This is a genomic window from Mastigocladopsis repens PCC 10914 (genome assembly GCF_000315565.1).
In the GTDB taxonomy this organism is placed as follows: domain Bacteria; phylum Cyanobacteriota; class Cyanobacteriia; order Cyanobacteriales; family Nostocaceae; genus Mastigocladopsis; species Mastigocladopsis repens.
This window is the reverse complement of sequence record NZ_JH992901.1, coordinates 4,276,600-4,299,769: the sequence shown is the minus strand read 5'-3', so window position 1 is coordinate 4,299,769 and position 23,170 is coordinate 4,276,600. Positions and strand designations below refer to the sequence as shown.

Below are 23,170 nucleotides of genomic sequence, written 5' to 3'. Positions count from 1 at the left end.
CTGGCGTACAGATGGACACAGATAAATACAGATAAATACAGGTAAATCTATACGTTATTCAATTGAGTTGCTCTATATTTACTCACCGCATCAATCGCCAATGCTTAATTTTCAGCCCAGCGTTCCTAATCCATCTTTTTGCCGTTGATATCGCTCTTTAAACTGTCGTTGCTGTTGATTGTGATCCACAATTGGATGAGGATAGCCAATAGCATCCCGTTCTAAAGGTGAAATTTTACCAGTTACCAAATATTCCGTATCCATAGACCGCAATTCCGGAACCCATTGCCTGATGTAGTCCCCCTCTTGGTCAAACTTTTGCGCCTGACTTGCAGGGTTGAATATTCGCAAGGGTTTGGGGTCCATACCGCTAGAAGCACTCCATTGCCAGCCACCATTGTTGGCAGATAAATCGCCATCAATCAGCTTCTGCATAAAGTATTTTTCTCCCAATTGGGGATTTATCAGCAAGTCTTTGGTTAGGAAATTCGCGACAATCATCCGACAGCGGTTGTGCATCCAGCCAAGTTCATTCATCTGGCGCATTGCTGCATCTACGATGGGATAGCCAGTTCTACCTTCACACCAAGCTTGGAAGTATTCTTCGTTATTGTCATAAGGAAAGTTTTTCAGAGTTTCTCGGAAAGCACCCTCTGCTAGTTCTGGGAAGTGATACATCGCGTGTTGATAAAATTCCCGCCACGCTAGTTCCTGTTGCCATGCACGGATGCTGGTTTCTGTTTCCTCACTGCGGCTATTTTCTAACGCCTCCACAGTTGCTTGCCAAACGGTGCGAATCCCAATCACACCAAATTTCAAAGCCGCACTCAATCTGGATGTACCATCAACTGCGGGGAAATTGCGCTGTTCTTTGTATTCATTAATCGCACTGGCGCAAAATTCCTCTAACCGTTCTTGCGCCGCCGCCTCACCAGGTGCAATGACCAATTCTCCATCCCAGTGGAAACCTAAATCTTTGGCTGAGGGTAATTCTATCACTCCAGAAGCCTTTGCAATTTCCTTTTCAGCTTCTGTCAATCCCGTCATATTTTGTAGAGACGCGCCATGGCTCGTCTCTACAGGAGACGCCTTTGGTTTGTTACTCCAATTTTTCCAAAAGGGAGTATAAACGGTGTAAGGAGCGTTGGAACCAGTACGAATATCTTCTGGGGAGTGTAGTAGCTGATCCCAGTTTTCTGGAAGAAACTGGATACCTTTTTCTTTCAGCGCTTCTATAACGGTGCGATCGCGTTCTTGAGAATAAGGTTCTACATCCCAATTCCAAAATACAGCCTGAGCGCCAACAGCCGCTGCCAGTTCTGGAATTGCTTTCGTAGGATTGGCGTGGAGAACTAACAACTGGCTACCAGCTTGAGCATATCGCTCCTGTAGCGACTGCAAACAGCCAATCATGTAAGTCACTCGAACCGGAGCAACATCATCGCGTTCCAAAATATTTGGGTCGAGGCAAAACACACCCACGACCTTTGGACTCTGCTTTCGTGCAGCCAAGAGTCCTGTGTTATCCGAAATACGCAAATCGCGACGATGCCAAAACAGAATTAAATCAGACATTCCATCCTTAAGATAGTTCACTCGTACTATCTTAAAGTTAACAAAAGTCAAAAGTCAAAAGAGAAGTAAAATTTATCACTGCGAATTTAATAAGACAAATCAGTAGATTGTTGCTGCAACCAATCCTTTCCCAGCACGATGGTAATATGTGAGTCGAGGTGATGGGTGCTTTGCACTTGGACTTCCCCAAACCCCAAAGTACTGCGAATAGCTTCAGCACTTGCGTTATCTTCTGGTTGGGCGATAATATGAGTCTCACTGACAGGCTCACTCCAAGACTTAGATATATAAACATTGGAATAACCAGCTTGTTGTAAAGTTGTCATTAAACCTTCGAGACTCGTGCTTTCGCTACCTGTGGTGTCTTGAAGAGTTATGTGCAAATGACTTGGATCAAATGCTTGTCGTGTTACCGACTCTAAATCAAAGTGTTGAGTCATCATAGCAGCGATGCGATCGCCATCTGGCATCCAGTAGCTAGCATCAAACTCCCCCTTCGCGCTAAACTTACCCGGAACCATTAACATCTCTACATCCGAGCCATTGGTTTGCATTCCAAAACCTGCCAGTGTCATCAACTCTTCAACCCTCAAATTAGTGTCGATATGAGATTGAATAACCTTGACAATTTTAGGGAATCGTCCTAAAGTCTGGGGGTTGAGGGTTTGCTCCATCAGTGCCCTTATAACCATTTGCTGTCGCTCAACCCGACCAATATCCCCACGGCTATCATGACGGTAGCGCAACAGTTGTAATGCTTGGTCGCCGTTGAGATGCTGCAACCCTTTCTTTAAATTGATGTATAAGTGCTGGGAATCATCTTGGTATTTCATATCTTTAGGGACATCAACCGTCACTCCTCCCAAAGCATCTATCAGCTTGCTAACTCCCAAAATATTTATCCGCACATATCGGTCAATTTCTACTCCTCCCAACAGTGTACTGATAGTCTTGGCACTTAAAGCCGGTCCACCTTCAACATTCGCTGCATTAATTTTCCCCACACCATGCCCCTCAATAGGGACACGGGTATCTCTGGGAATAGAAAGCATGACTATTTTTTTCTTTTCTGGATTAAATCGCAGCAAAAGCATAACATCCGAAAGACCATCAAAGGAGTTAACCTGAGGTAGGTATCCGAGATTTTTAGTTTGTTCATGAGGGCTTTGAATATCTGTTGAGAGTACGCTCATTCCCATAACTAAAATATTGACGGGGCGAGTTAACTCAGAAAATTGCAGCCCCTGTCCGGAGATGTGATCGGTATCAAAAACTGCCGCCTCGCGTGGACTCAAATCTGCCTGCATTAAAGGTGTACTGGTCAAAGAAAATGCTAACAACCCTCCCGCTGTTGCTGAAACCATCGCCATCCCGCCCAAACCTAACCATAATAACCAACCTTTTCGGTTGTGGTTCTGAGGATTATGGTTTTCTGTCGCAGAAGTTTTTTGAATGGTCACTGATTTGTTCACACTCACTGATATACTTACAATAAATTTGCAGATTTAAGCCAGAATATCAAACGACATCCATCTCTATTTTCATCGTTAACCGTCTTTTCTTTCCACCAGGAATGAACTATTACGACAAGATTGCACAAATCTATGACCAAACGCGCTGGTTAACAGAGCCAGTGGCAGAGGAAGTGGCAGACTTTATCCTTGAACTTGTTTGTGCAATACCTGAGACATCTTTTCTAGAACCAGGTGTTGGTACAGGTTTAAATGTTCTTCCCTTCGTTAGGCGTGGTTATTCAGTCACAGGAATTGATATTTCTGAAGAAATGCTCGAGCAGTTCCGTCAGAAATTTAATGAAATTCCCCCAAATTTGAAGTTGATTCATACTGATGCTTCACATTTGCCTTTTCCAGACAATAGCTTCGACGTTGTACTGACTGTTCATATGGTTCATACTGTTTCTGATTGGAAAGCATTTTTGGATGACATTAATCGAGTACTGAAACCTAGAGGCTTTTATCTCAACTGTCAATGGATCACGCCGCCAGTTCGCAAAGAATTTGAAGATTATTTTCGAGCTATCCTGGCTAAGTATCAGGGTTATAAGCAAAAATCAAAGCGTATCAATGCAGCCATCCAAGAAATAAATGTAGAGGAATATTTCCACAGCAAAGGATGCAAGTCAAATTACTTCGTTGCCAAAGAATGGACAGTTAAAAACACAGTCAGAGAGTTATTAGGTTTTTTTAGAGCACGAGCATACGGCTTATGTTGGCAGGTACCAGATGAGATATTTCACAAGATTATGAATGAACTTGAAGAGTTTTGTATTCAGCATTACAAATCTCTCGAAGAAGTTCTCTCTTCTGAAGCTAAGTTTGAAATATGGGCTTATAGAGTAGTTTAACATCAGAAAAATTTCTGTCAAACTTTGATGAATATCAGCGTACTGAAATTGGGTAGTGAAGGATCTTATCTGAACAGTATTAACTAATTATCAGCTTTCCGGAAAATAGCGAGACAGAAAATCTTGAGGTGTCAAAATGGGAATTTGATTAAATTCAGTCAAGACTAGTAAATCTAAATCACCAGTAATAATGACTTCCGCACTCGCTGCAACAGCTGCAGCTAAAATTTTATTATCTTTGGAATCGCGTAGTTGAGGTGCATCAACAGAAATATCTGGACACATCTGTATGACATCTTTTGTCACATTAATGACATCATCTACATTCAAATCTAAAGATTGGATTTTGGACTGAAATTTTCTACGGCGTAAAGTTGTTTCTAATTCTAGAAATAAAGCTTTAGAAGCAAAAATAGTAATTTTCTTGTCTTCTGCAAGTATTAAAACTTTATCTGGTACACCTCCCCACAACAAAGCTGATATCCAAACGTTAACATCAACTACAACTTTCATTTTTCAGTCCAAAGTTCTTGTCGTACTTCCTTGACTATCTGACTGATTTCTTCCAGTGTAGGTTGATTGGAGTCTAAACCTGCTTCTTGTACTCGTCTTCTTAATTCTTTTAATGTTAGTGGTTGACGGATTTTTTTGAACACGATTTCATCTTCTGTGACTGAAACTTCATACTCAGTCAATGGCTTTAGTTTTTCTAACAATTCTGATGGTATTTCTAGTTTTCCATCATCTGTCACTTTGACAATCATCTTTGTATCCACGATGTTTATTTTCTAATTTCCATTTTACCCTGATGTCACATCCGTTGAATATGAGCGTACTGAAATTCGGTAATGAGAGGTTCAGCCTGTTGCCAGAAATTTCCCAAACAGATACAGACAACCTCACATCAAATTCTGATTTTTCGTTTTCACTCGCTGATATAATTCCTCCATTGCTTCAATAAAAGAATTATCCTTTTGCCAAAAAGCAGGAAAATCCCCCTGTTTCTTAATCAAAATTGCTGAAACTGCGCTTGGAGTTGCAACTTCAATGGTTTGAGGTAATCGCTTTGTCCCTAACCAAAATTCCCTTGCAGTTGGCTTTTGGTGAATCTGCTGTTTAGAAAGTTTTGTATAGAAAGAAGTTGAAGCCTCTATCTTAACTTCTTTAGCATCGAGTTCTTCTGAAAGTGCTTTACCCAAGGGCGACTCAGCTAGTTTTGCCTGAAGTTCTGCTTTGGATAACCCTCGTAGTTCAAATAGCAAAAATGGGTTCTGATCCAGTTGAGAAGCGACTAAATAGTAAACTCCAGCAATATGTTTGCAGGGATTGGCATAATCTGGACAAGAACATGAAGTTTTAAAGTCTTTTTTGTTATGAGGTAATAGGTGTAATCCTAATTCCGAAAAGGAGTCTTCAATGTTTTCTGGGACTTCATTAAGCAGCAGTCGAGAAACAATACTCGCTTTGGATGAAAGTTGTTGGATAATTTCCTTCCAACGTGTTTTGGCAATGGGTGTAATTTCAATTGAAATGTGGTATGTTGGTTCTTTGTAAACTCCAAAATAGGGATTAACTGACCCTTTTACCATAGCCGTGATGTGATTTTGCTCAATCTCAAAGCTCAACACTTTACCACCACGAGCATAAGAGCGTCCACGTTGGAGTCTAGAATCATCGGTAAAAGCTTCCAGTGCTTTAATAAAGCGATCGCCCCACCAAGTTCGACTAAATTTAGCCATAAATTACTCCAGGAAAGAACTCAGAATGCAGAACTCAGAACTCAGAAGTCGGAATTGAGAATGGAAGTGGAATAGGCTGTTAGCAACCTGCTCACTTCTTCAAGTTGAGATGTCAAATCTAAAGTGTTTCCATATTCAAGGTCTTTTGCCAGAATTAAGTAATAACGGCACTCTTCTAGCGAACAATGGGCAATATTGAGAAATCGCAGTTTATCAGGAGCCGTTTTTTTCCTAAATCCTTCTGCAATATTAGCTGGAATAGAAACTGCTGCTCGTCTCAGTTGGGAAGTTAATCCGTAAATTTCTGTTTTAGGGAAATCAGTACTAAACCGATAGACTCCTAAAACAAATTGATGCGCCTTTTGCCAAACAATCAAATCCTGAAAAGTCTTTGCTGGCTCCCTCTTCATCACTAACTCCTAAAGTTCAGAACACAGAACTTAGTTGTTATAACTCAAAATTCTGAGTTCTGAGTTCTGCGTTCTGGATTCTCTATTCCAAAATCGCGCTTTTATTTAATGTAATGAGTTCCTTAAAAGCTTCGTTATCCAGTTCTGTTAGCCAAGATTCATCAGCACCAACAACAGCAGCAGAGAGTTTTTTCTTATCTTCAATCATCTGGTCAATTCTCTCTTCTAAAGTACCAATAGCAACAAATTTATGAACAAAAACATTCTTCTTTTGACCAATACGGAAAGCACGGTCAGTTGCTTGATTTTCTACTGCTGGATTCCACCAACGGTCAAAGTGGAAAACATGGTTAGCTTTAGTAAGGGTAATACCAACACCACCTGCTTTGAGAGAAAGTATAAAAACAGACGATTCTGTTTCTGGATCTTGGAATTCACCAATCATTTTCTCCCGTCGTTGGCGACTAGTACCGCCATGCAGATAGTAAGTGTTGCAGTGCTGAGTGTGTTTCAGATATTTCTCCAGACTTTCGCATATCTCAGTAAATTGACTAAAAATAAGGAGGCTTTCTCCTTCTGATAAAGCCTCTTCCACCATCTCTGCTAAACGACTCAATTTATGGGAACGTTCAGGCAAAAATTCACTCCCATCTTGTAAAAATTGTGCTGGATGGTTGCAAATCTGCTTCAATTTCATTAGCGTAGAGAGGATTAATCCTTTACGTTGAATTCCCTCTGCTGTTTGCAGTTTTTCCTCCACATCCTTTACAACAACTTCGTAGAGGGATGCTTGTTCTTTCGTTAAATTCGTATATAGTTTTTGTTCAATTTTATCAGGCAAATCATTGATGATAGATTGGTCAGTCTTGACTCGCCGCAAAATCAATGGTTCAACTAACTTTTTGAGGGTAGTTGATTTTACTTTGTCATTTTCTTTCTGAATTGGAATCTCAAATGACTTACGAAAGTGCGCTTCTTTCCCCAAGTAACCGGGGTTGAGAAAGTTAAAAATTGACCACAAATCCAGCAAGCGGTTTTCTACAGGAGTTCCCGTCAACGCCAGTCGGTGTTTTGCCGATAGTTTCAAAATAGCTTTGGTCTGTGCAGCTTTAGGGTTTTTAATGTTTTGCGCTTCATCCAGCACTACACGCTGCCAGTTGATACTACCAAGTAGTTTTTCATCTTTGCGAGCCAGAGTAAAGGAGGTAATCACTACATCATGCTGTAAGCTAGCTGTTTTAAAATCTTCCTCCTGCTGAATGCGGCTACTCCCGTGATGCACCATTGTTTTAAGTTGGGGCGCAAACTTGGTAATTTCTTTCTGCCAGTTTCCCACAACTGAAGTCGGGGCAATTAATAGTGTAGGCATTAGAGAAGAAGATGAGGAACTAACTTCTCCCTGTACTTCCCCCACTTCCCCTATTTGAAAAGACTCCCTCTCCTGCACGAGTCTAGCAATAACCTGCACCGACTTCCCCAAGCCCATATCGTCTGCCAGACAGCCATTTAATCCCAATCTTTCCAGGTACTGCAACCATGAGACACCGCGCTTTTGGTACTCACGGAGAGTTCCTTGCAATTGTTGCAGTTCAGAAATGGGTTCCAGCCGGCTCTTGTCTTGCAACTTCGCCATTGTCTCAGACAAGAATTGGTCATATTCAAATTCCCATTCTTCACCCACTTCAGCACTACGTTGCAGGAACTCCAGCATGGTCATTTCTGATTTTTCATCAGCGTGTGACTGCCAAAATTCCAGGAACTGCTGCATTTTGTCCCGGTCTAGTTCCATCCACTGACCGCGAAAATGGACTAGGGGAGTCTTAGCATTAATGAGTTGTTGCCATTCCTGTGAAGTTACGACTTCGTCACCAATTGCCAGTTCGTACTGATACTCCACCAGTGAGTCAAGGCTGAAATAGCTTTTTGTCTTGCTTTTCGTTGCAGATAATTTGCTAGCAGATGCCTTGAGGCGAATTTTTGCCCGACGGCGACCTGCGGGGGTATACCAAGCAGGTACAATGACCTTGAAACCAGCATCTTCCAGCACCCAAGCACTTTCTCTTAGGAAGTCAAAAGCCTCTTCTAGGGTGAGTTGCACCTCCGTGGGGTGTTGTGTTTCCAGTCCCTGCCACAACATAGGATACATCCGTGCTGCATAGCCCAGATTGAGTAGCAGATTTGTTTCAAAGTCCTTACCAAACTGCTTGTGTACCCCTGTTTTGGTTTTTTGGTTCATTGTCCAGTAGTCAGCCAGCGCTAGTTTCAAAGAGGGGTCTTGTTTGCTAGCTACAAGGAATTGAATGTGCCAATTGTCTATCCTCTCTAAAGGAGGTGAGTGTAACTGAAAGCAGAGGTGAAAGGGGGAGTCGCTTTGGGTACGGGCGATTTTAGTTTTCCATGTCAACCATTGCTTGTATTCTTCTAAAGCAGCATCCGTGGAGAGTGGGTTGTAACTGTTTGGACGTAAGCAATGGTGAATGAGCGAATCAGCAATTTGTTTGTCAAAAGCAGCTGTTGAGGGTGTGTGGGTGACTATATCGTCAAGGAGAGACTCACTGAAGTGACGTAAAAGCTTTTCTCTATCAAAGAACTCTACTAGATTATTAGGTGCTACCGAACCTGCCACACAAATTAATGGCATATATTCGATATATTTTTTCAGGTTTGATTCGTATGCAAGAGAAATAATTTCCCAAGTAGCGTAGATTTCAAATGGCTGTGTTGCTTCGGTTTTTGTCTTGCTTTTTTTATGAGTCTTAGTAACGGTAGCTTCTAACTCACGGTATTTTAGTGCAGGTATATATTGGTCTTTGAGAATGAATTCCTTAAAGGCTTGAATGTAGTGATACCAAAATAAGATATCTGATCCAAGTTGAATTTCACCTGAACCGTATAATGCTAAAAAGTGGATTTCGTTGAGGAGCTTGATAACATTGATAGCTTTTGAAACTCGATAAGAATCAGTTTTGACAGAGGCTACAGCCTCATAGCAATCAACCTGCCAGTATTGAAAACCTTCATATTCTTCAGGTAGGTCTATTTCCAGATACTTAATTAATTCTGGTGAGGGAATGGGCTGATTGTTAGCAGTCGGTAGAGCAAAATATTTGGGAGATATACGTTCTTTTAAGGTAGCTGCTGGTTCTTTTATTCCTAACTCTTGGGCTAAAAAAGCTACCAATTCATCCTGTGCTAGATGTCCGGGGTGAATTTGTTGATTTTTGTTACGACGTTTTTTGAGTTCAGGGGTTTCTACCCATAGGTAAAAAGACCCTGACTGAATGAATTCACCCCCAGCGTTTGGTATCCATGTACCATGAATAACTTTCATGAGTCCACGCTTTTGGTTGGTCTAGAATTTCTAGAGAGTCTAAATTACTTTACCAAACGTCGGTATGGTGTGTTATACAATTCTGTTAAGAATTTAGGATTTCCTAATTCTTGCGTTAAATATCATTCCAGCCTAGCGCTTTACTAATTTCCTGTGGGAATTTTAATGGAAATGGAATGAAAAACAGCCTTTTTCAGTAGGGGTGAAGAAAGATATCGCTAAAGCAGTCGAGCCAGAACATCTCTTACAAGTCATTTCTAGCTGAGTTGGTTCTGCTGGCTCGACTCAGTCTTAGTGAGAGTGATAAAGAATTATTTTTTCTCTTCTCACTTTTTCTGCATTGCTACCAATGCTGGTTTTTTCATAACCAACAAGCTTAAGCCCAAAAAGGAAAGCCCCACCAGAGTTCCTGGTTCTGGGATTGATTTTGGGTCACTTGCTGGAAATGGAGGTGAGACGGTTGGTCTTTGGTTAGAAGCAACGATAATACACCTACTCCCGCAAAATCCTCCTGAAAACGCATCGCCCCGATATATGTAACTCATACCTTCGCTACTAGCCCAAATTGCACGGTCGTTATCCCCAATAGCTGTTGTAAACGCAAACGATGTCGGAGTGAAACTAAAGCTTTCTAGTTCCGCAAAGGTTTCGGTGAAAGAGGTTTGCGTATCCGAATAAGTCGCTGTGAAATCTGTTAGTTCTTCTTTTGTTATTGACTCAGACATATCGAGGTCTTCACCCGTGAAAGAACCCGATAGTTCACCGTCTCCGCTACCGTAACTTTGAGTAAAAGTAAACGTGGCAGCCGAAACGGGATTGGTTGCAAGAGCAGCACAGCAGATAAAAACTATACCAACTCCAGCATTTCCTACTTTAGAGAGCAGATTCTTGAGCATTTTATTTTTTATATGGTCAGAGTAATTCAGTAGCAATCAGTTTGTCGTGCCAATATCAGAGACACTATTACACTTGGAAAGTATATTTGAGTCTTGTACCAACAGAACTGGCAATAAAATATTTAAATCAAACATTACCTAAGAAGTAAACTTGTTTAAGTATTTTTACTGTATTGCTATAAAAAAGACAATTGACACGAACTAGAATGATTCTTTACGCCCTAAGAGGGATGAATTCATTGAACAACTAAGTATACCTGGATGGCTAGTATCTTATAATGTTGCATCTCACAAGCTTCGTAGGTTGTATTGGGGCACTCCGCCTACAGCTTATGGTATAAATGGCAATTTTCGTATTCTTAATAAAAAAAGCTATGAGTGTAATTTATCCTTTAGACAGATAAACTCATGAGCTATAACCTCATTCTAAAAAGAGGAACTTGCACTTCCAGCTTTATAAGAATGATTTCCAGCCAAGTCCCACTAGCATAAATTTAGAACCTAGATATGCGAAATTTATTTCGTGGCTACTATAAGCCTACGCCCGAAGAATTAGTTGAGATTTGGGAAAATTGTATTTTTTCTTTTGATGCAAATGTTTTGTTACACATCTATTGTTATACTCCAGAAACGCGAGAGAGATTTTTTGAAATTCTTAATCGGCTAAAAGAGAGGATTTGGATACCTTATCAAGTCGCTTATGAATATCAGAAAAATAGAATATATGTTATATCCAAATATTTCAAAGCTTATGAAGAGATTGAAAAACTTCTAAATAAAAAGAATCAAGAATTAAAAAGTGAGCTTTTACTAGAATATAAACAACACCCAGTTATTAATATTCAGGAAATTTTAGAAACGTTTGAAAATGTCATAGGAAAAGTCATATATCAATTAAACGAAGCGAAAAATTCTCATCCTAATTATCTTGAACATGACAAGCTTAGAGAAGTGCTATCTGATTTGCTTGATGGGAAAGTTGGTCAGCCATATACTGAAGAAGAACTAGAAAATCTCTATCAAAAAGCAGAGAAGCGATTCACCTATCAAAAGCCTCCAGGATACAAAGATGCAAATAAGCCTGTTCCAAGAAGTTACGGAGATGTTATTCTCTGGTTTCAGTTAATTGATTATGCAAAAGTTCAACAAAAATCCATCATATTTGTGACAGATGATAATAAAGAAGATTGGTGGTTAAAGTATGCAGGAGAATCCCTTGAACCAAGACCTGATTTAATTCAAGAAATTTTATCTGAGGTGGGGGGAGAAAAGTTTCAATTTTATATGTATCACAGCGACCAATTTTTAGATTATGCTGAGAAATTTCTTGGGTTACCAGGTCAGCCTGAAGTCATTAAAGAAGCTAGAGAAATAATGCTGCAAAGTTCAGTAAACAAGCGAATAGCAGTTGAGTCGCAATATTTGCGTAGCGTGGGGTATGATTCTTCCAATCAAGTTCTGGAAATTGAGTTTCAAAAGGGAGAAGTTTACCACTATCAAGACGTTCCTGCTACAGTTTATGCAGGCTTGATGAATGCCGCATCACATGGCAAATATTTCAACGCCAATATTAAAGATGTTTACCCCTACCATAAGCTAAGTTAGAAATAGACGAGCTAGTTGCCAGAGGCGACACTTGTTGTGCAAGTGTACTTAATATAATCTTGTTGTAATTTTGATTAGGAAGTTTTTGAGCGTGGAACCGCTACGGGTCGTAGTCGTGGGTGGTGGCGCAGCTGGTTTTTTTGGCGCAATCGCAGCAGCCGAAGCCAATCCCCACGCGCAAGTGACAATACTCGAAGCCAGCCGCCAAGTACTGGCTAAAGTCCGCATATCTGGTGGTGGACGCTGCAACGTCACTCAAGCTTGTTTTGACCCATCAGCGTTGATTCAAAATTACCCCAGAGGTGGTAAAGCTTTGCTAGGTGCGTTCACACGCTTTCAAGCCAAGGATACAATATCTTGGTTTGCTCAACACGGAGTCCCACTCAAAACTGAAGCTGATGGCAGGATGTTTCCCATCACTGATAATTCTGAAACTGTAGTGAACTGTCTGATAAATACAGCAAAAGCGGCTGGGGTAGAAATACGTACGGGAGTAGCTGTTTCTTCAGTTAAAATTAAAAGTCAAGACTCGCAACACAGCACTCTGTTTGAAATTCTTCTGAAGTCAGGAGAGATATTGGAGTGCGATCGCCTACTCCTTGCCACAGGCAGCAATCCTATAGGCTATAAAATAGCTCAGGCGTTGGGACATACAATTGAACCACCAGTTCCCTCATTATTTACCTTCAACATTCCTGATGAAAAGGTTTTGAAGTTGGCTGGTGTGAGTGTCAATCCCGTGCGGTTGCGCTTAAGCGTACCAGGAAAGCCCCAACTAGAACAAACCGGACCTTTGCTCATTACCCATTGGGGTTTCAGTGGTCCAGCAGTGCTAAAACTCTCTGCTTGGGCTGCGAGAGTGTTGCACTCAAGCAACTATCAAGCAACTTTATTGATTAATTGGCTACCCCACCTCAAGCCAGAAGAAGTACGGCAAAAATTGCTAGTAGTCAAAAATGAATGGGCGAAGCGGGTGATCGCATTGCATCGCGGCGTTGACTTACCCCACCGTCTCTGGCAATACATTATTTCCCGTGCAGGTATCACTTTAGAAGACCGTTGGGCAGAATTATCTAATAAAACACTTAATCAGTTGCTACAAGAACTGACTCAAGGACAATACCAAATTAAAGGCAAAGGAGTTTTTAAGGAAGAATTTGTCACCTGTGGGGGTGTCAACCTTAAGGAAGTTAACTTTAAGACAATGGAAAGTAAATTAGTTCCAGGTCTTCACTTTGCTGGAGAAATTTTGGATATCGACGGTGTCACTGGTGGCTTTAACTTTCAAAGTGCTTGGACAACGGGATATTTAGCAGGGTTGGGAGCAGTTAACTCAAAACTTGTCTAAAATAGTCCAAATTTAGTGGAGATTCTTTGATGACTTTTCAACAACTACAAATAGGCGACTACTTTCGCATACCTGGTATCAGTTCCGGGTTCGTGTATAGAAAGGCTAGTAGTTCACATTGCAGTCTAAACGCTCTATTACAGCCAATTCGACCTGGCACAACAGTTATACCGCTTACCCTCGCAGAAATGACTCACTATTTTGCGACAAAGCAAGAGTATCTTCAAAGCCTCAGGGGTGAAATAAACGGTTAGCAATAATGAAAGCCCCTTTCCAAGCTGCTGCTTAGAAAGGGGCAAATACAAAAATAAAAAAAGAAAAGCTTGATTATTTCTTTTACCTTTTTACTTTTTACTAACTAAAACTCCAGCTTCTTGCTGTATGGGCAAGACATCTAAAATATCAGTTTGAGAACAATATTTCAGGTCTTCATGACAGTTTAGGCGCAATAGACGTTTGCCGTGACTGGCGTGATGAAAAAGACCCAATAAATTGTCTTGCCACTGGGAGTAAAGAGCGATCGCGCTCATGACTTCATCGTTACCCACTAGTTCGTCGGCTGACAAATTAGTTTGCTGCACAACACTGTGGGCAATCGCACCTGCACAAGCCGTATCTTCTAAGGAAAAACTGCCTTCCCAACCTGAACCGACTATCCAAACTGTTTCTGGTTGCTTTTCCAGGAGATATTGCACTACCACAGCGCGGTTGACAAAAGCAGCTGCTAGTACTGCTTTGGCGTCTTGTATTCGTTGTAAAGCACGGGTGCCATTAGTGGTACTAATGAACAAGCGCCGTCCCTGCACAAGTTCTGGGGTACACTCCAGAGGAGAATTACCCAATTCAAAGCCAGGAACTTTTGCACCCCCGCGTTCTCCAGCTCGCAGACGTTTGTCCGCAGACCATTTTTCACTCACTGCCATAAGTTGATCCAAATCACTGAAGACTTGGACAGCTTCGCCGCCAGCTGCTAGGACTGTCGCCATTGTCGTAGTGGCTCGTAGCACATCGACTGCGATCGCGCATTCTGGCACTTTATCTGTTGGAGCCAATTCCGGAGTGTGGTAAACAAATAGCTTCACGCCCTGGTTACACCTGATTGAATACTACTGCCGAAAATAATATTTCTACTTACCAGCGTCAACCGCCATAGTGACAGTTTATGCCAAAAATACAGCGAAAAACAGGACGCCAGCACTGCTTTTGTGAAAACGGCAGCTTATTCAGTTGCTAAATCAACGGTAATCTAAAAAAAGAACAGATTTTGTAGAGGCTGTGTTTGGCGTTCTCATTTCTCCCTCCACTTCCAAACTGAGGCTATACCTACCAAATGTAGAGACGTTGCATGCAACGTCTCTACATTCCAAAATCAAAAATCCAAAATCTAAAATCGATATGGCACCTTTACCTGACTATCGCCCTAAACAACTGTCCTTAGGTCCGTTGGAAGCAGAAATTTTGAATATCCTCTGGAACCTGGGTTCAGCTACAGTTAAGGATGTACACGATCGCATTCTGGTTGACCCCAACCGGGAACTCGCTTATACATCTGTGACCACCGTGCTGCGTCGCCTCACCGAAAAAGGGTGGCTAGCCTGTGACACAAAAGGGCGAGCATACTATTGGCGACCATTGGTGACAAAGCGGCAGGCAGAGGTCATCAAGGCGCACGAGCAGTTACAGCGATTTCTGGCTGTGGGTAACCCCGATATTATCGCCGCGTTTGCAGATAGTCTGGATGAAACTGCTTCCGAGCAAATACAAGCGATCGCCAAACGCATTCAAGCCGCACGCCAAGCAAGGGAGGAAAAGTAATGCATCTAATAATGATTGTGGCTGCTTTGGCAGTTGCTTGCTGGACAAGATGCAGATGGACTAAATCTCAAGGCTCTTGGAGTGAGCGGTGGCAATATGCGCTCTTTTTATTTCTCTTTCCCCCGTTGCTCATTTTCATGACGGCGATCGCCCTTTTGTGCATGGGACCCCAAGGTAAAATGGGCGGGTTGCAGACAGGCTGCTTTGGCTATATGTTGGCATTCTCCTGTCTTGCTTTTTTTGCATTTTTGTGCTTTAAACTGGCATGGGGGGGATGGCAGTCTGTAAAATCTGCTTACAACTGTCCGGTGGTTAATCTTACAGGGAAACAAGCCCGGCTTTTGGACACAGGGGCACTGTTTGCGGGTCAAATCGGTTTTTGGAAACCCGAACTCGTCCTCAGCCAAGGACTGTTGCAAACTCTCTCACCAGAGCAACTTGAAACTGTCTTAGCCCACGAACAAGGGCATTACCATTACCGGGATACATTCTGGTTTTTCTGGCTGGGTTGGATGCGTTCTTGCACAGCATGGTTGCCAAACACAGAAGCTTTGTGGCAAGAGTTGTTAGTGTTGCGCGAAATGAGAGCCGACGCACACGCAGCCTTACAGGTAGACCCTCTGCTGCTCGCAGAATCACTTTTGTTGGTGGTCAGTAGTCCGCCTGTATCCTCTGAAATTTTTTGTGCGGCTTTGGGTTCGAGTGGTGCAGACCGCTTAGAACAGAGGATAGAAGCCCTATTAGCACAGCCAGAACCAATTCCAGAAGCGCAATTACAGTTTTGGAATGGTTTCCTCTTGGCGTTCCTGCCTCTGGTGAGTGTCATATTTCATAGTTAATTTATTCCTTTTATCTAAATAGAGTGCGTTACTTCTTTAACGCACTCTATTTTTTTTAGAGCGGTTTTTCATGAGACTTCTTACAAAAATCCGATTTATGAATTTTTGAACCACAGATGGACACAGATACACACAGATAAATTATCTGTGGTTTCCTTATCATAAAATTGGCTTTTGCAAGAAGTTTATTGAATGCATTACACCTTTTTTTCTAAGATGGGCGACACGAGCCATCAACCGTGCAGGCAGGATTCTCACCCTACAAGTTACACCTGTTTCAAATATCATCTACAGAAACTTACCTGAACTTCTCCTGAAATTTCCAGAATTTATCTCTATTGATTAGATCAAACTAATCTTAGAAAATAACAGCAGAGTGAATGCAATTCAAGACAGTAAACGAGTTGGTTATGGTAAGCCAAAAAACAATAGAGATAGTTAAGTCTACAGCCCCTTTTCTAAAGAAGAGTGGAAAACAAATTACAACTCGAATGTATGAAATTATGTTTGAGAATCATCCGGAGGTAAAAGAAAAGTTTAATATGTCTGCTCAAACAGATGGTTCTCAACCTATAAAGTTGGCAACAGCAGTTTATAGTTATGCCTCCCAAATTGACAATTTATCTGCTTTAAAGTCAATGGTTGAGGTCATTGCTCTTCGCCATGTGCAAGTTCAGATCTTGCCACAAGAATATCCTATTGTAGGAGAGAGCCTATTGCAAGCAATGAAGGATGTATTGGGGCAAGCAGCTACTGAAGAAGTGATGGCAGCTTGGACAGAGGCTTATCAGGCATTATCTGAAGTCTTTATTAAAAGAGAAGATCAGATTTATGAAGAACAGGAGCTTATTTAGCTGTAGTCGCTTGCAAATAAAAATACTTTGACTCAAAGGCTCAACAAGAAATTTTACCCCGCTTTTTCCTTTGGAGCAGGACGGGTTTTTGAGTCATAAGTAATGACACTAATGCTCCCGTCAGCCTCCATATATGCCCTTTTCACATCAGCAATAGACTCTACACCCTGCTGGCGCAACTGACTCATCAACTCATCCTTGGTGAGCAGTTCTCGTTGCATATGGCGCTCAATAATTCGGCCTTTCTTTACAAGCAGTAGTGGTGGTGGGTTCAAAAAGCGTTGAACCCGTGGATATTTATAGCCCAACCAGTTTAGAAAGTAACTCCAGAAAATAACGGTTCCTACCAGAATCCCTCCTTCTGTAATTGATGAGTAGTGACTTGCCATCGCGTTTTGAGCAGCTTCAGCAAACAGCACGACTACCAGTAAATCAGCAATTCCTAGCGTTCCTACTTGTCGGCTGGGCATGATGCGTAGAACCGAAAACAGTGACAGGTACACAAGCGTTCCGCGTAGAATCAGTTCAGTTAGGGAAATGCTGGGAACAAAGAGTTCTTGCCAATTGATGTAGAACAATTTTTCCATTAGCGCTTTCTTTCTCCTGTTTCCTGGTGGCAATTTCATTAATAAAATCATAGAAAAGTCTTTGTTTATTCACATAAATTTGCTTGTCTGCCAATTGATACTTCATAGTACTTTGAATTATGAGAAACTTGCCAATATGCAGTTTTAGAATATTCTTTTAGTTAAGGTTAGACTTGCCTTACAGTTGTTACAAAACTCTACAGACGGATTTATCTACATTGCTTAAGTCGTAAATTGAGTACAGACAGCAGCAAACGCGCACCTTGCCGTCTTTACACAAGCTCGATGCGCGTTGCTGACACGAAGACAACTAAAAGGAGTTTATAAGCTCCAAGACCGCTCTTGGTCGCTAAAATCCCCCTTTATTTTGTCGTAATCAGAGATTGGATCAAAAAGATTATCAGGTGCGCTTTCTGACTTCGGCTCATTTGTATACTGTGAGTCAAAGCCCGTACGTTCCATATATGCATCTACCAAACTCGGCGAAATTCTTTGCGCCAGAAGGATAACCTTACCTGCATCGCCGACAACAACCTCGCGTTTTGGATTTTCAGCAGCCTCAACAATAGCTTTAGCAACAAGGCTAGGATCGTAAATTGGCGGTGTTGGCTGAGGCTTCACACCCAACTTGGTACGTGCTTTATTAAACAAAGGGGTGTTAATGCCCGCAGGCATAATTTCCGTAACGCTAATAGCCAGCTTCTGATGCATCAACTCAACGCGCAGAGATTCTAAAAAACCATCCACACCGTGCTTTGATGCAGCATAGGCAGTTTGCAACGGCAGACTACGCTTTGCCTCGACCGAGGTGACATGAATTAACGCCCCACGCCCTTCCCGTTTCAGATGAGGTAGTGCTGCCATTGCACCGTAAACCTGTCCCATCAAGTTAACATCAATAATGCGCTTAAATTCCTCCGGCGTTGTCACCTCAAAAGCAGCGTACATTTCCACAGCGGCGTTGTGTACCCAAGTGTCGAGTCGCCCAAACACCTCGATGGCTTTGTCGGCGATCGCCTTGACTTGAGCGAACACCGTCACATCAGCAACTACGGCTGTTGCTTCGCCACCCATACCCCGGATCTCCTCCACTAAAGACTCTAGTCCGGGCTGACTGCGAGCCGCAACAACCACCTTAGCTCCTCGGCTAGCAAACTGAAGAGCTGCATTGCGCCCAATTCCACTCGAAGCCCCTATGACTGCAACAACCTGCTGATTTATTGGCTTGAGTTGCATTGCTTCTACTCCTTCAAAAATACGTGCATTGCTTCTACCAATCAGATAAGTTCAGAGCCGAAGCTTCATCAGTCGTAGGGTTTATCACAATTTCACCTTTTTGTCTGAAGTTTCACAATTAGCGCTAATATCATGTTTGTAGTCAGGACTTCAGTCCTTGGTATATCAGGCAAAGAGGACTAAAGTCCTCACTACGAACTTATTTATAGCGCTTCTCACTGGAATGAAGTACAAATTTATCTGTGTGCATCTGTGTCCATCTGTGGTTCATTATTTCTTTGTGTACCTTACCCAATTGCAAACCGCTATAAGTTAGAGCGTTGCAGACTTGCAACATTTATCCAGATCTCAATAAAGTATCTGAGAATAACGAATCATCACACTGGCATGGAGTAAGCAGGTGAAACCAGATTTAGAAATGAGTGAAGAGTGGAGTGCTTTTCTTGCAAAAGGCATCGCTCATCCTAAAGTTATCGTTATTGGCGAGGCGATGCTGGATTGTTATTTGCAAGGGGAAACCCTAGGTAGTCTTTCACCTGTACCTATTGTGAAGGTCAATCACCGTAAACAAATTCCAGGTGGTGCGGCTGATACCGCTTTCTATCTCAAAAGTCTTGGCACTCAGGTTATATTCTTCTCGGTTATTGGTGAAGACTGGGAGGGGAACTTACTGCGACAAACCCTAGAAGAAAGCGGAATAACGACAAGCTATCTGTTAGCTGACACAACTAGGCAAACACTGACTAAGCAAAAGGTCATGGTAGGGTCACAATTATTGATGACAATGAACTCTGGTAGCACCGATGCCATCGACCCCTATACAGAAAAAACTCTCATTAATCAACTTAAAGACTGTTTCGCCCAGTCTCATGCTGTTATTGTCTGCAATTATGGTTATGGAATTGTGACACAAGGGGTGATGCAGACCTTAGCACAACTTCAGCATAGCTTTCCCCATGTTCTTATTTTCGATGAAAAAGGGACAAGGGAAGCAGGGGAAGTAATGACTTCCTCATCTCCTCACTCCTCACTCCCCACTTCCAACAAACATATCCCTGACTTAGACCAACTCCTCGCCCTTGTCACCTCTTACCGGATGACAGGACGTAAAATTGTTTTCACCAATGGCTGTTTTGATATTCTCCATGCAGGACACGTTTCCTATCTTCAACGTGCCAAGGCATTAGGCGATATTCTTATTATTGGTGTTAACTCCGACAACAGCATTCGCCGTCTCAAAGGACCAACTCGCCCCATCAACCCTTTGGAAGATCGCATTCAGGTTCTCGCTGCACTCGGTTGTGTTGACCATCTCATTGCTTTTGAGGAAGATAGCCCTAGTCACCTTATTCGCAAACTTCGCCCCGATATCTACGTCAAAGGTGGTGACTACACTAAAGAAACTCTGCCAGAAACACCCGTGGTAGAAGAATACGGCGGAGAGATTGCATTTTTGCCCTTTGTAGAAAATCGTTCAACAACTAAGATAATTGAGCGGATTTTGCAAGGTGAAAATAAGTAGGGGTGCAGCGATATCGCTTTTTGGATATCTAGCGATTGGCAATTGAATGTAGTAGAGTGAAGTTTATTGTTCTAGTGACGGTGTTACGCGATCGCCCCAAAGGGTGCTCTGCACCATCGCGCAAACTGTAGTGTTTTTTTGAGTTAATCACTCTCAACACTCCACAATTTTAACTGAAAAGTTGGAACTTCGAGCTTGGAACTCGGAACTTCAAGCTTGGAACTCGGAACTTCGAGCTTGGAACTCGAAACTTCGAGCTTGGAACTCGAAACTTCGAGCTTGGAACTCGGAATTTCGAGCTTGGAACTCGGAACTTCGAGCTTGGAACTCGGAACTTCGAGTTTAGAACTTCCAATGTCAAATTTTACACTTTAACCTTCAAACTTTCCCCCTCAGACTGGAAGTCTAAGGCTATACAGACCAAACCCGCCTGCGCGGGTTTAGCTAATTAGTCCGCGTAGGCGGACTTTGTTTGTGTAGCCGCGACTTCTAGTCGCCACAGCTTTCCAAAGGTTCTTTATACGGATTTGATATCAACTTTCCTCTTCTACCACCTGTTCCACAAATCTTTGCACCAAAGGGACTTGAAACGCATTCCCTTCTTTCTCCAAAATCTCTTTTTGTACCAGTTTTTGGACAACTTTTTTATCTTGCTCTGTAGGAGCTTGCCCTTGGACGACATAACGTAGTAAAGTGCGATCGCTCTGTGTTAAACTCGTCCATAATTCCCGGAAATATTGATCACCTCGTTCTAGTACTGTGGGAATAACAGCGTGGACATCCTCAACATTGGCTTTTACAGTCCCGGCTTCTCGCCTGTTTTCCCTAATTTCCCGGTTCAGCAGTTCCACCAGTTCATAGCAAACCAACTGAACAAGATAAGGTTGGCAACGAGTCAGTTGAATAATTGCGTTTACAGCAGTTGGTGCGTAAATTTCGGGAAAGTCTTCCACTGGTTGTAAAATCAACTCACGCGCTTCTGAGTTTTGCAAGTAAGTTATCCGTATAGCACGGGTGTTAATCAGATAGTCGCTCCAGTAGGGGGGAAGTTCCGAGAGTTGATGCGAACCACTGAAAAGCAAAGTCCACTTTTGGCGGTGTTGTAGGATGTTGCGGAGAAAATTGAGCGTACGTGTGCGTGTCGCTTCCTCTACTTCGCTCAAACGCTCAAATTCATCCAGACAAAGAAGAAATCGCTTGTTAGGAATTGTACGTTCTATTTCGCCTAGCCAAGTTTGCAGCGCCGGAAATGGATCTTGAGCAAGTTTCTCCCCATTAGGATAAGGCAATTTAACAGTCCGGGGTAATTGCCGTGCTGCAGCGATGATTTGTGTCGCCAGATTTTCCGCTAACCCTTTGGGAGTTGCGGCTGATGCTGCACCTTGCAAATCTACCAATAACGGCACAACAGTAGAGTCTACCTTATGCGGTAAGTACTTAAGAGCAGAAGTTTTCCCCGTTCTCCGCCCACCATACAGCAATAACACGGGTGGCTGCTCCGAAAGTGCCAAAGTTTCGATTTCCCGAAAGATATCGATTCGTCCTTTGAAGCGATTGTTTGCTGTGTAGGGATCTAGGGAATTGCCAGCGATGTAAACTTGCCGGATTTCTGTTGAGTGTCCCGCTTGTTCCTCTAATGTACGCTGTGCTGTTTGTAGGATACTGAGCCAGCGTTGGGTAATACTGCCGAAAGTGGTAGCTATCTCAGCATGTTTCCCAAAAGCGAGATTATTTTGCAAGTCGCGCAACGCACGAATCGGACGGTTGAGTAATTCCGACTGACGATAGGAGGAAGTAGCGCTAAGAGATGCTTTTACACCTTGGCTAATATCCAGTAGCTGGGGTAACACAGTACCAAGTTCTTTGGGTGGCGGTGAAGGTATCCAAGCTAGGTGTTCAGGGACAGATGTGATGTCACTCAAATGCTGACAACGGCTAAGGCTATCGATTGCAATACCAGTTATTGCCTGTGCTGCAACTTTTTGCTGGTTGGTGGAAGTGGTGAGGTAATCAATCATCTCGCGGGCAGCAGCTGGGTTTTCTTGATAAGCTTCTACAATCAGCTTGTCTATAAAAGGCAGTGGCAAAATAATCTTTTCGTCGAGATGGGGTGGTATGTAGCGCAAGTACTTTACTTTATCCCCACTTCGTGAAATCAGGAAAAGGAGCAGCATCCACACTAACTCTGGGAACCAAAAGTAAACGCGGAGAACACCAAGAATAAACGCCACGCCTAACGCCACGTCGCCCGCCAAGCCTAACGCCAAGCCTAACGCCAAGCCTAACGCCAAGCCTAACGCCAAGCCGCCCGCCACGCCGCCCGCCAAGCCTAACGCCACGCCAAACGCCACGCCAAACGGCGCGCCTAACGCCAAGCCTAACGCCAAGCCTAACGCCACGCCGCCCGCCACGCCGCCCGCCACGCCGCCCGCCATGCCTCTCGCCACGCCAAACGCCACGCCGCTCGCCATGCCTCTCGCCACGCCAAATACCCAACCAAACCCCAAGTCAAACGCCAAATCTCTAAGTTGATCTAACGTAGACCGTAACTGAACTGTAAAGGGTAACGGTTGGAACAGCGAGCTCATTGTTTCAGGTGCAATGCGAAAGCTAATAAGCCCAAAAAGAAAGGTGACAAACAATATATTTGAGATATTTGAGATAAATCGATACAACCTATTTTGCAGCTTTTCATTGCTACCACGTACCATTAACAGACCTATTAACCAGCCCAACCAAAAAATGCAACTGAAGAACCAGTCCAATGGTTTACCGCTAGCAACGGTATACACTGGAGCTACTAACAACACAGCCAGAATTGGCATTACGGCAATTAGCCACCAAACTTGTCCAGCATACCGACGTAGGCGCGGGTTGTTGCGAAACTCGGCTCGCTTGGCAAAGGGGTTGTCTGTGGGTTTCAATTCTGGATCAATATCGCGCAGCCAGTCTTCAAAGGTATACGGCTTGAAATAAGCCCAGTACAGCAGGCGCAGACATTCGGCGACGTAAGACCAAAATCCATGAAATGGGCGTTCTTTAGTCATC

Annotated in this window: 19 protein-coding genes; 7 read left to right on the top strand and 12 right to left on the bottom strand. The window is 42.8% G+C overall.

The features are described 5' to 3' along the window. Positions 1-111: 111 nt before the first annotated feature. The gene (locus MAS10914_RS0121170; RefSeq protein ID WP_017317945.1) at positions 112-1,575 is read right to left on the bottom strand and encodes a cryptochrome/photolyase family protein; all 1,464 of its coding nucleotides are present in this window, start codon (positions 1,573-1,575) and stop codon (positions 112-114) included. Positions 1,576-1,661: 86 nt separating this feature from the next. Then, positions 1,662-3,035 carry an LCP family protein gene (locus MAS10914_RS0121165; RefSeq protein ID WP_033366337.1) on the bottom strand — a complete coding sequence of 458 codons (1,374 nt, stop codon included), beginning with the start codon at positions 3,033-3,035 and terminating at the stop codon, positions 1,662-1,664. A 113-nt stretch (positions 3,036-3,148) separates the two neighbouring features. Between MAS10914_RS0121165 and MAS10914_RS0121160 the strand changes: the two genes are divergently transcribed. Further along, positions 3,149-3,940, top strand: coding sequence for a class I SAM-dependent methyltransferase (locus MAS10914_RS0121160; RefSeq protein ID WP_017317943.1), 792 nt, complete (start codon positions 3,149-3,151; stop codon positions 3,938-3,940). Positions 3,941-4,030: 90 nt separating this feature from the next. Here the strand turns inward: MAS10914_RS0121160 and MAS10914_RS0121155 are convergent, their stop codons facing one another. The 6 genes from MAS10914_RS0121155 to MAS10914_RS0121130 form a co-directional block, all read right to left on the bottom strand. After that, the gene (locus MAS10914_RS0121155) at positions 4,031-4,453 is read right to left on the bottom strand and encodes a putative toxin-antitoxin system toxin component, PIN family (protein ID WP_017317942.1); all 423 of its coding nucleotides are present in this window, start codon (positions 4,451-4,453) and stop codon (positions 4,031-4,033) included. After that, positions 4,450-4,716: a hypothetical protein gene (locus MAS10914_RS0121150; protein ID WP_156818206.1), complete on the bottom strand. Its 267-nt coding sequence runs from the start codon at positions 4,714-4,716 to the stop codon at positions 4,450-4,452. Before MAS10914_RS0121150 ends, MAS10914_RS0121155 begins: the two co-directional genes overlap by 4 nt. A 123-nt stretch (positions 4,717-4,839) precedes the next feature. Continuing rightward, complete coding sequence (locus tag MAS10914_RS0121145; protein ID WP_017317940.1) at positions 4,840-5,679, bottom strand: SWIM zinc finger family protein; 840 nt, start codon at positions 5,677-5,679, stop codon at positions 4,840-4,842. A 41-nt stretch (positions 5,680-5,720) separates the two neighbouring features. Beyond that, the gene (locus tag MAS10914_RS0121140) at positions 5,721-6,089 is read right to left on the bottom strand and encodes a four helix bundle protein (protein WP_017317939.1); all 369 of its coding nucleotides are present in this window, start codon (positions 6,087-6,089) and stop codon (positions 5,721-5,723) included. Positions 6,090-6,171: 82 nt separating this feature from the next. Next, positions 6,172-9,420, bottom strand: a complete 3,249-nt coding sequence (locus MAS10914_RS0121135) for a DEAD/DEAH box helicase (RefSeq protein WP_017317938.1) — start codon at positions 9,418-9,420, stop codon at positions 6,172-6,174. A gap of 326 nt (positions 9,421-9,746) precedes the next feature. Next, positions 9,747-10,316, bottom strand: a complete 570-nt coding sequence (locus tag MAS10914_RS0121130) for a PEP-CTERM sorting domain-containing protein (protein WP_017317937.1) — start codon at positions 10,314-10,316, stop codon at positions 9,747-9,749. Positions 10,317-10,823: 507 nt separating this feature from the next. On the opposite strand from MAS10914_RS0121130, the gene MAS10914_RS0121125 reads away from it, so the two are divergent. Together MAS10914_RS0121125 and MAS10914_RS0121120 are read left to right on the top strand one after the other, a co-directional pair. Next, positions 10,824-11,921 (top strand): PIN-like domain-containing protein, encoded by a 1,098-nt coding sequence (locus tag MAS10914_RS0121125; RefSeq protein WP_017317936.1) that lies wholly within the window; start codon positions 10,824-10,826, stop codon positions 11,919-11,921. Between the two features lie 91 nt (positions 11,922-12,012). Next, positions 12,013-13,269, top strand: coding sequence for a BaiN/RdsA family NAD(P)/FAD-dependent oxidoreductase (locus tag MAS10914_RS0121120; protein ID WP_071599844.1), 1,257 nt, complete (start codon positions 12,013-12,015; stop codon positions 13,267-13,269). A gap of 344 nt (positions 13,270-13,613) precedes the next feature. Here MAS10914_RS0121120 and MAS10914_RS0121110 read toward each other — a convergent pair whose 3' ends face one another. Then, positions 13,614-14,351 (bottom strand): 2-phosphosulfolactate phosphatase family protein, encoded by a 738-nt coding sequence (locus tag MAS10914_RS0121110; protein ID WP_017317933.1) that lies wholly within the window; start codon positions 14,349-14,351, stop codon positions 13,614-13,616. 313 nt (positions 14,352-14,664) lie between these two features. Between MAS10914_RS0121110 and MAS10914_RS0121105 the strand changes: the two genes are divergently transcribed. From MAS10914_RS0121105 to MAS10914_RS0121095, 3 genes are all read left to right on the top strand, one after another. Beyond that, on the top strand, positions 14,665-15,084 hold the full coding sequence (locus tag MAS10914_RS0121105) for a BlaI/MecI/CopY family transcriptional regulator (protein ID WP_026082709.1): 420 nt from the start codon (positions 14,665-14,667) through the stop codon (positions 15,082-15,084). Next, the gene (locus MAS10914_RS0121100) at positions 15,084-15,923 is read left to right on the top strand and encodes a M56 family metallopeptidase (RefSeq protein ID WP_017317931.1); all 840 of its coding nucleotides are present in this window, start codon (positions 15,084-15,086) and stop codon (positions 15,921-15,923) included. Before MAS10914_RS0121105 ends, MAS10914_RS0121100 begins: the two co-directional genes overlap by 1 nt. Positions 15,924-16,303: 380 nt before the next feature. Beyond that, positions 16,304-16,777: a globin domain-containing protein gene (locus MAS10914_RS0121095; protein WP_017317930.1), complete on the top strand. Its 474-nt coding sequence runs from the start codon at positions 16,304-16,306 to the stop codon at positions 16,775-16,777. 53 nt (positions 16,778-16,830) lie between these two features. Here the strand turns inward: MAS10914_RS0121095 and MAS10914_RS0121090 are convergent, their stop codons facing one another. Both MAS10914_RS0121090 and MAS10914_RS0121085 read right to left on the bottom strand, forming a co-directional pair. Further along, complete coding sequence (locus MAS10914_RS0121090) at positions 16,831-17,364, bottom strand: DUF421 domain-containing protein (RefSeq protein WP_017317929.1); 534 nt, start codon at positions 17,362-17,364, stop codon at positions 16,831-16,833. 321 nt (positions 17,365-17,685) lie between these two features. After that, positions 17,686-18,600 carry an SDR family oxidoreductase gene (locus tag MAS10914_RS0121085; RefSeq protein ID WP_017317928.1) on the bottom strand — a complete coding sequence of 305 codons (915 nt, stop codon included), beginning with the start codon at positions 18,598-18,600 and terminating at the stop codon, positions 17,686-17,688. A 400-nt stretch (positions 18,601-19,000) separates the two neighbouring features. Here MAS10914_RS0121085 and rfaE2 point away from each other — a divergent pair, with 400 nt between their 5' ends. After that, the gene (gene rfaE2, locus MAS10914_RS30725) at positions 19,001-20,122 is read left to right on the top strand and encodes a D-glycero-beta-D-manno-heptose 1-phosphate adenylyltransferase (protein ID WP_017317927.1); all 1,122 of its coding nucleotides are present in this window, start codon (positions 19,001-19,003) and stop codon (positions 20,120-20,122) included. Between the two features lie 533 nt (positions 20,123-20,655). Here rfaE2 and MAS10914_RS34495 read toward each other — a convergent pair. Further along, positions 20,656-23,169, bottom strand: a complete 2,514-nt coding sequence (locus tag MAS10914_RS34495) for an ATP-binding protein (RefSeq protein ID WP_017317926.1) — start codon at positions 23,167-23,169, stop codon at positions 20,656-20,658. Position 23,170 lies beyond the last annotated feature (1 nt).

Excerpts from the sequence above, each read along its gene's own strand:
- MAS10914_RS0121135 (WP_017317938.1), bottom strand. The coding sequence starts at position 9,420 with ATGAAAGTTATTCATGGTACATGGATACCAAACGCTGGGGGTGAATTC.
- MAS10914_RS0121155 (WP_017317942.1), bottom strand. The coding sequence starts at position 4,453 with ATGAAAGTTGTAGTTGATGTTAACGTTTGGATATCAGCTTTGTTGTGG.
- MAS10914_RS0121100 (WP_017317931.1), top strand. The coding sequence starts at position 15,084 with ATGCATCTAATAATGATTGTGGCTGCTTTGGCAGTTGCTTGCTGGACA.
- MAS10914_RS0121145 (WP_017317940.1), bottom strand. The coding sequence starts at position 5,679 with ATGGCTAAATTTAGTCGAACTTGGTGGGGCGATCGCTTTATTAAAGCA.
- MAS10914_RS34495 (WP_017317926.1), bottom strand. The coding sequence starts at position 23,169 with ATGACTAAAGAACGCCCATTTCATGGATTTTGGTCTTACGTCGCCGAA.
- MAS10914_RS0121140 (WP_017317939.1), bottom strand. The coding sequence starts at position 6,089 with ATGAAGAGGGAGCCAGCAAAGACTTTTCAGGATTTGATTGTTTGGCAA.
- MAS10914_RS0121130 (WP_017317937.1), bottom strand. The coding sequence starts at position 10,316 with ATGCTCAAGAATCTGCTCTCTAAAGTAGGAAATGCTGGAGTTGGTATA.
- MAS10914_RS0121125 (WP_017317936.1), top strand. The coding sequence starts at position 10,824 with ATGCGAAATTTATTTCGTGGCTACTATAAGCCTACGCCCGAAGAATTA.
- MAS10914_RS0121090 (WP_017317929.1), bottom strand. The coding sequence starts at position 17,364 with ATGGAAAAATTGTTCTACATCAATTGGCAAGAACTCTTTGTTCCCAGC.
- MAS10914_RS0121085 (WP_017317928.1), bottom strand. The coding sequence starts at position 18,600 with ATGCAACTCAAGCCAATAAATCAGCAGGTTGTTGCAGTCATAGGGGCT.
- MAS10914_RS0121095 (WP_017317930.1), top strand. The coding sequence starts at position 16,304 with ATGCAATTCAAGACAGTAAACGAGTTGGTTATGGTAAGCCAAAAAACA.
- MAS10914_RS0121170 (WP_017317945.1), bottom strand. The coding sequence starts at position 1,575 with ATGTCTGATTTAATTCTGTTTTGGCATCGTCGCGATTTGCGTATTTCG.
- MAS10914_RS0121160 (WP_017317943.1), top strand. The coding sequence starts at position 3,149 with ATGAACTATTACGACAAGATTGCACAAATCTATGACCAAACGCGCTGG.
- MAS10914_RS0121105 (WP_026082709.1), top strand. The coding sequence starts at position 14,665 with ATGGCACCTTTACCTGACTATCGCCCTAAACAACTGTCCTTAGGTCCG.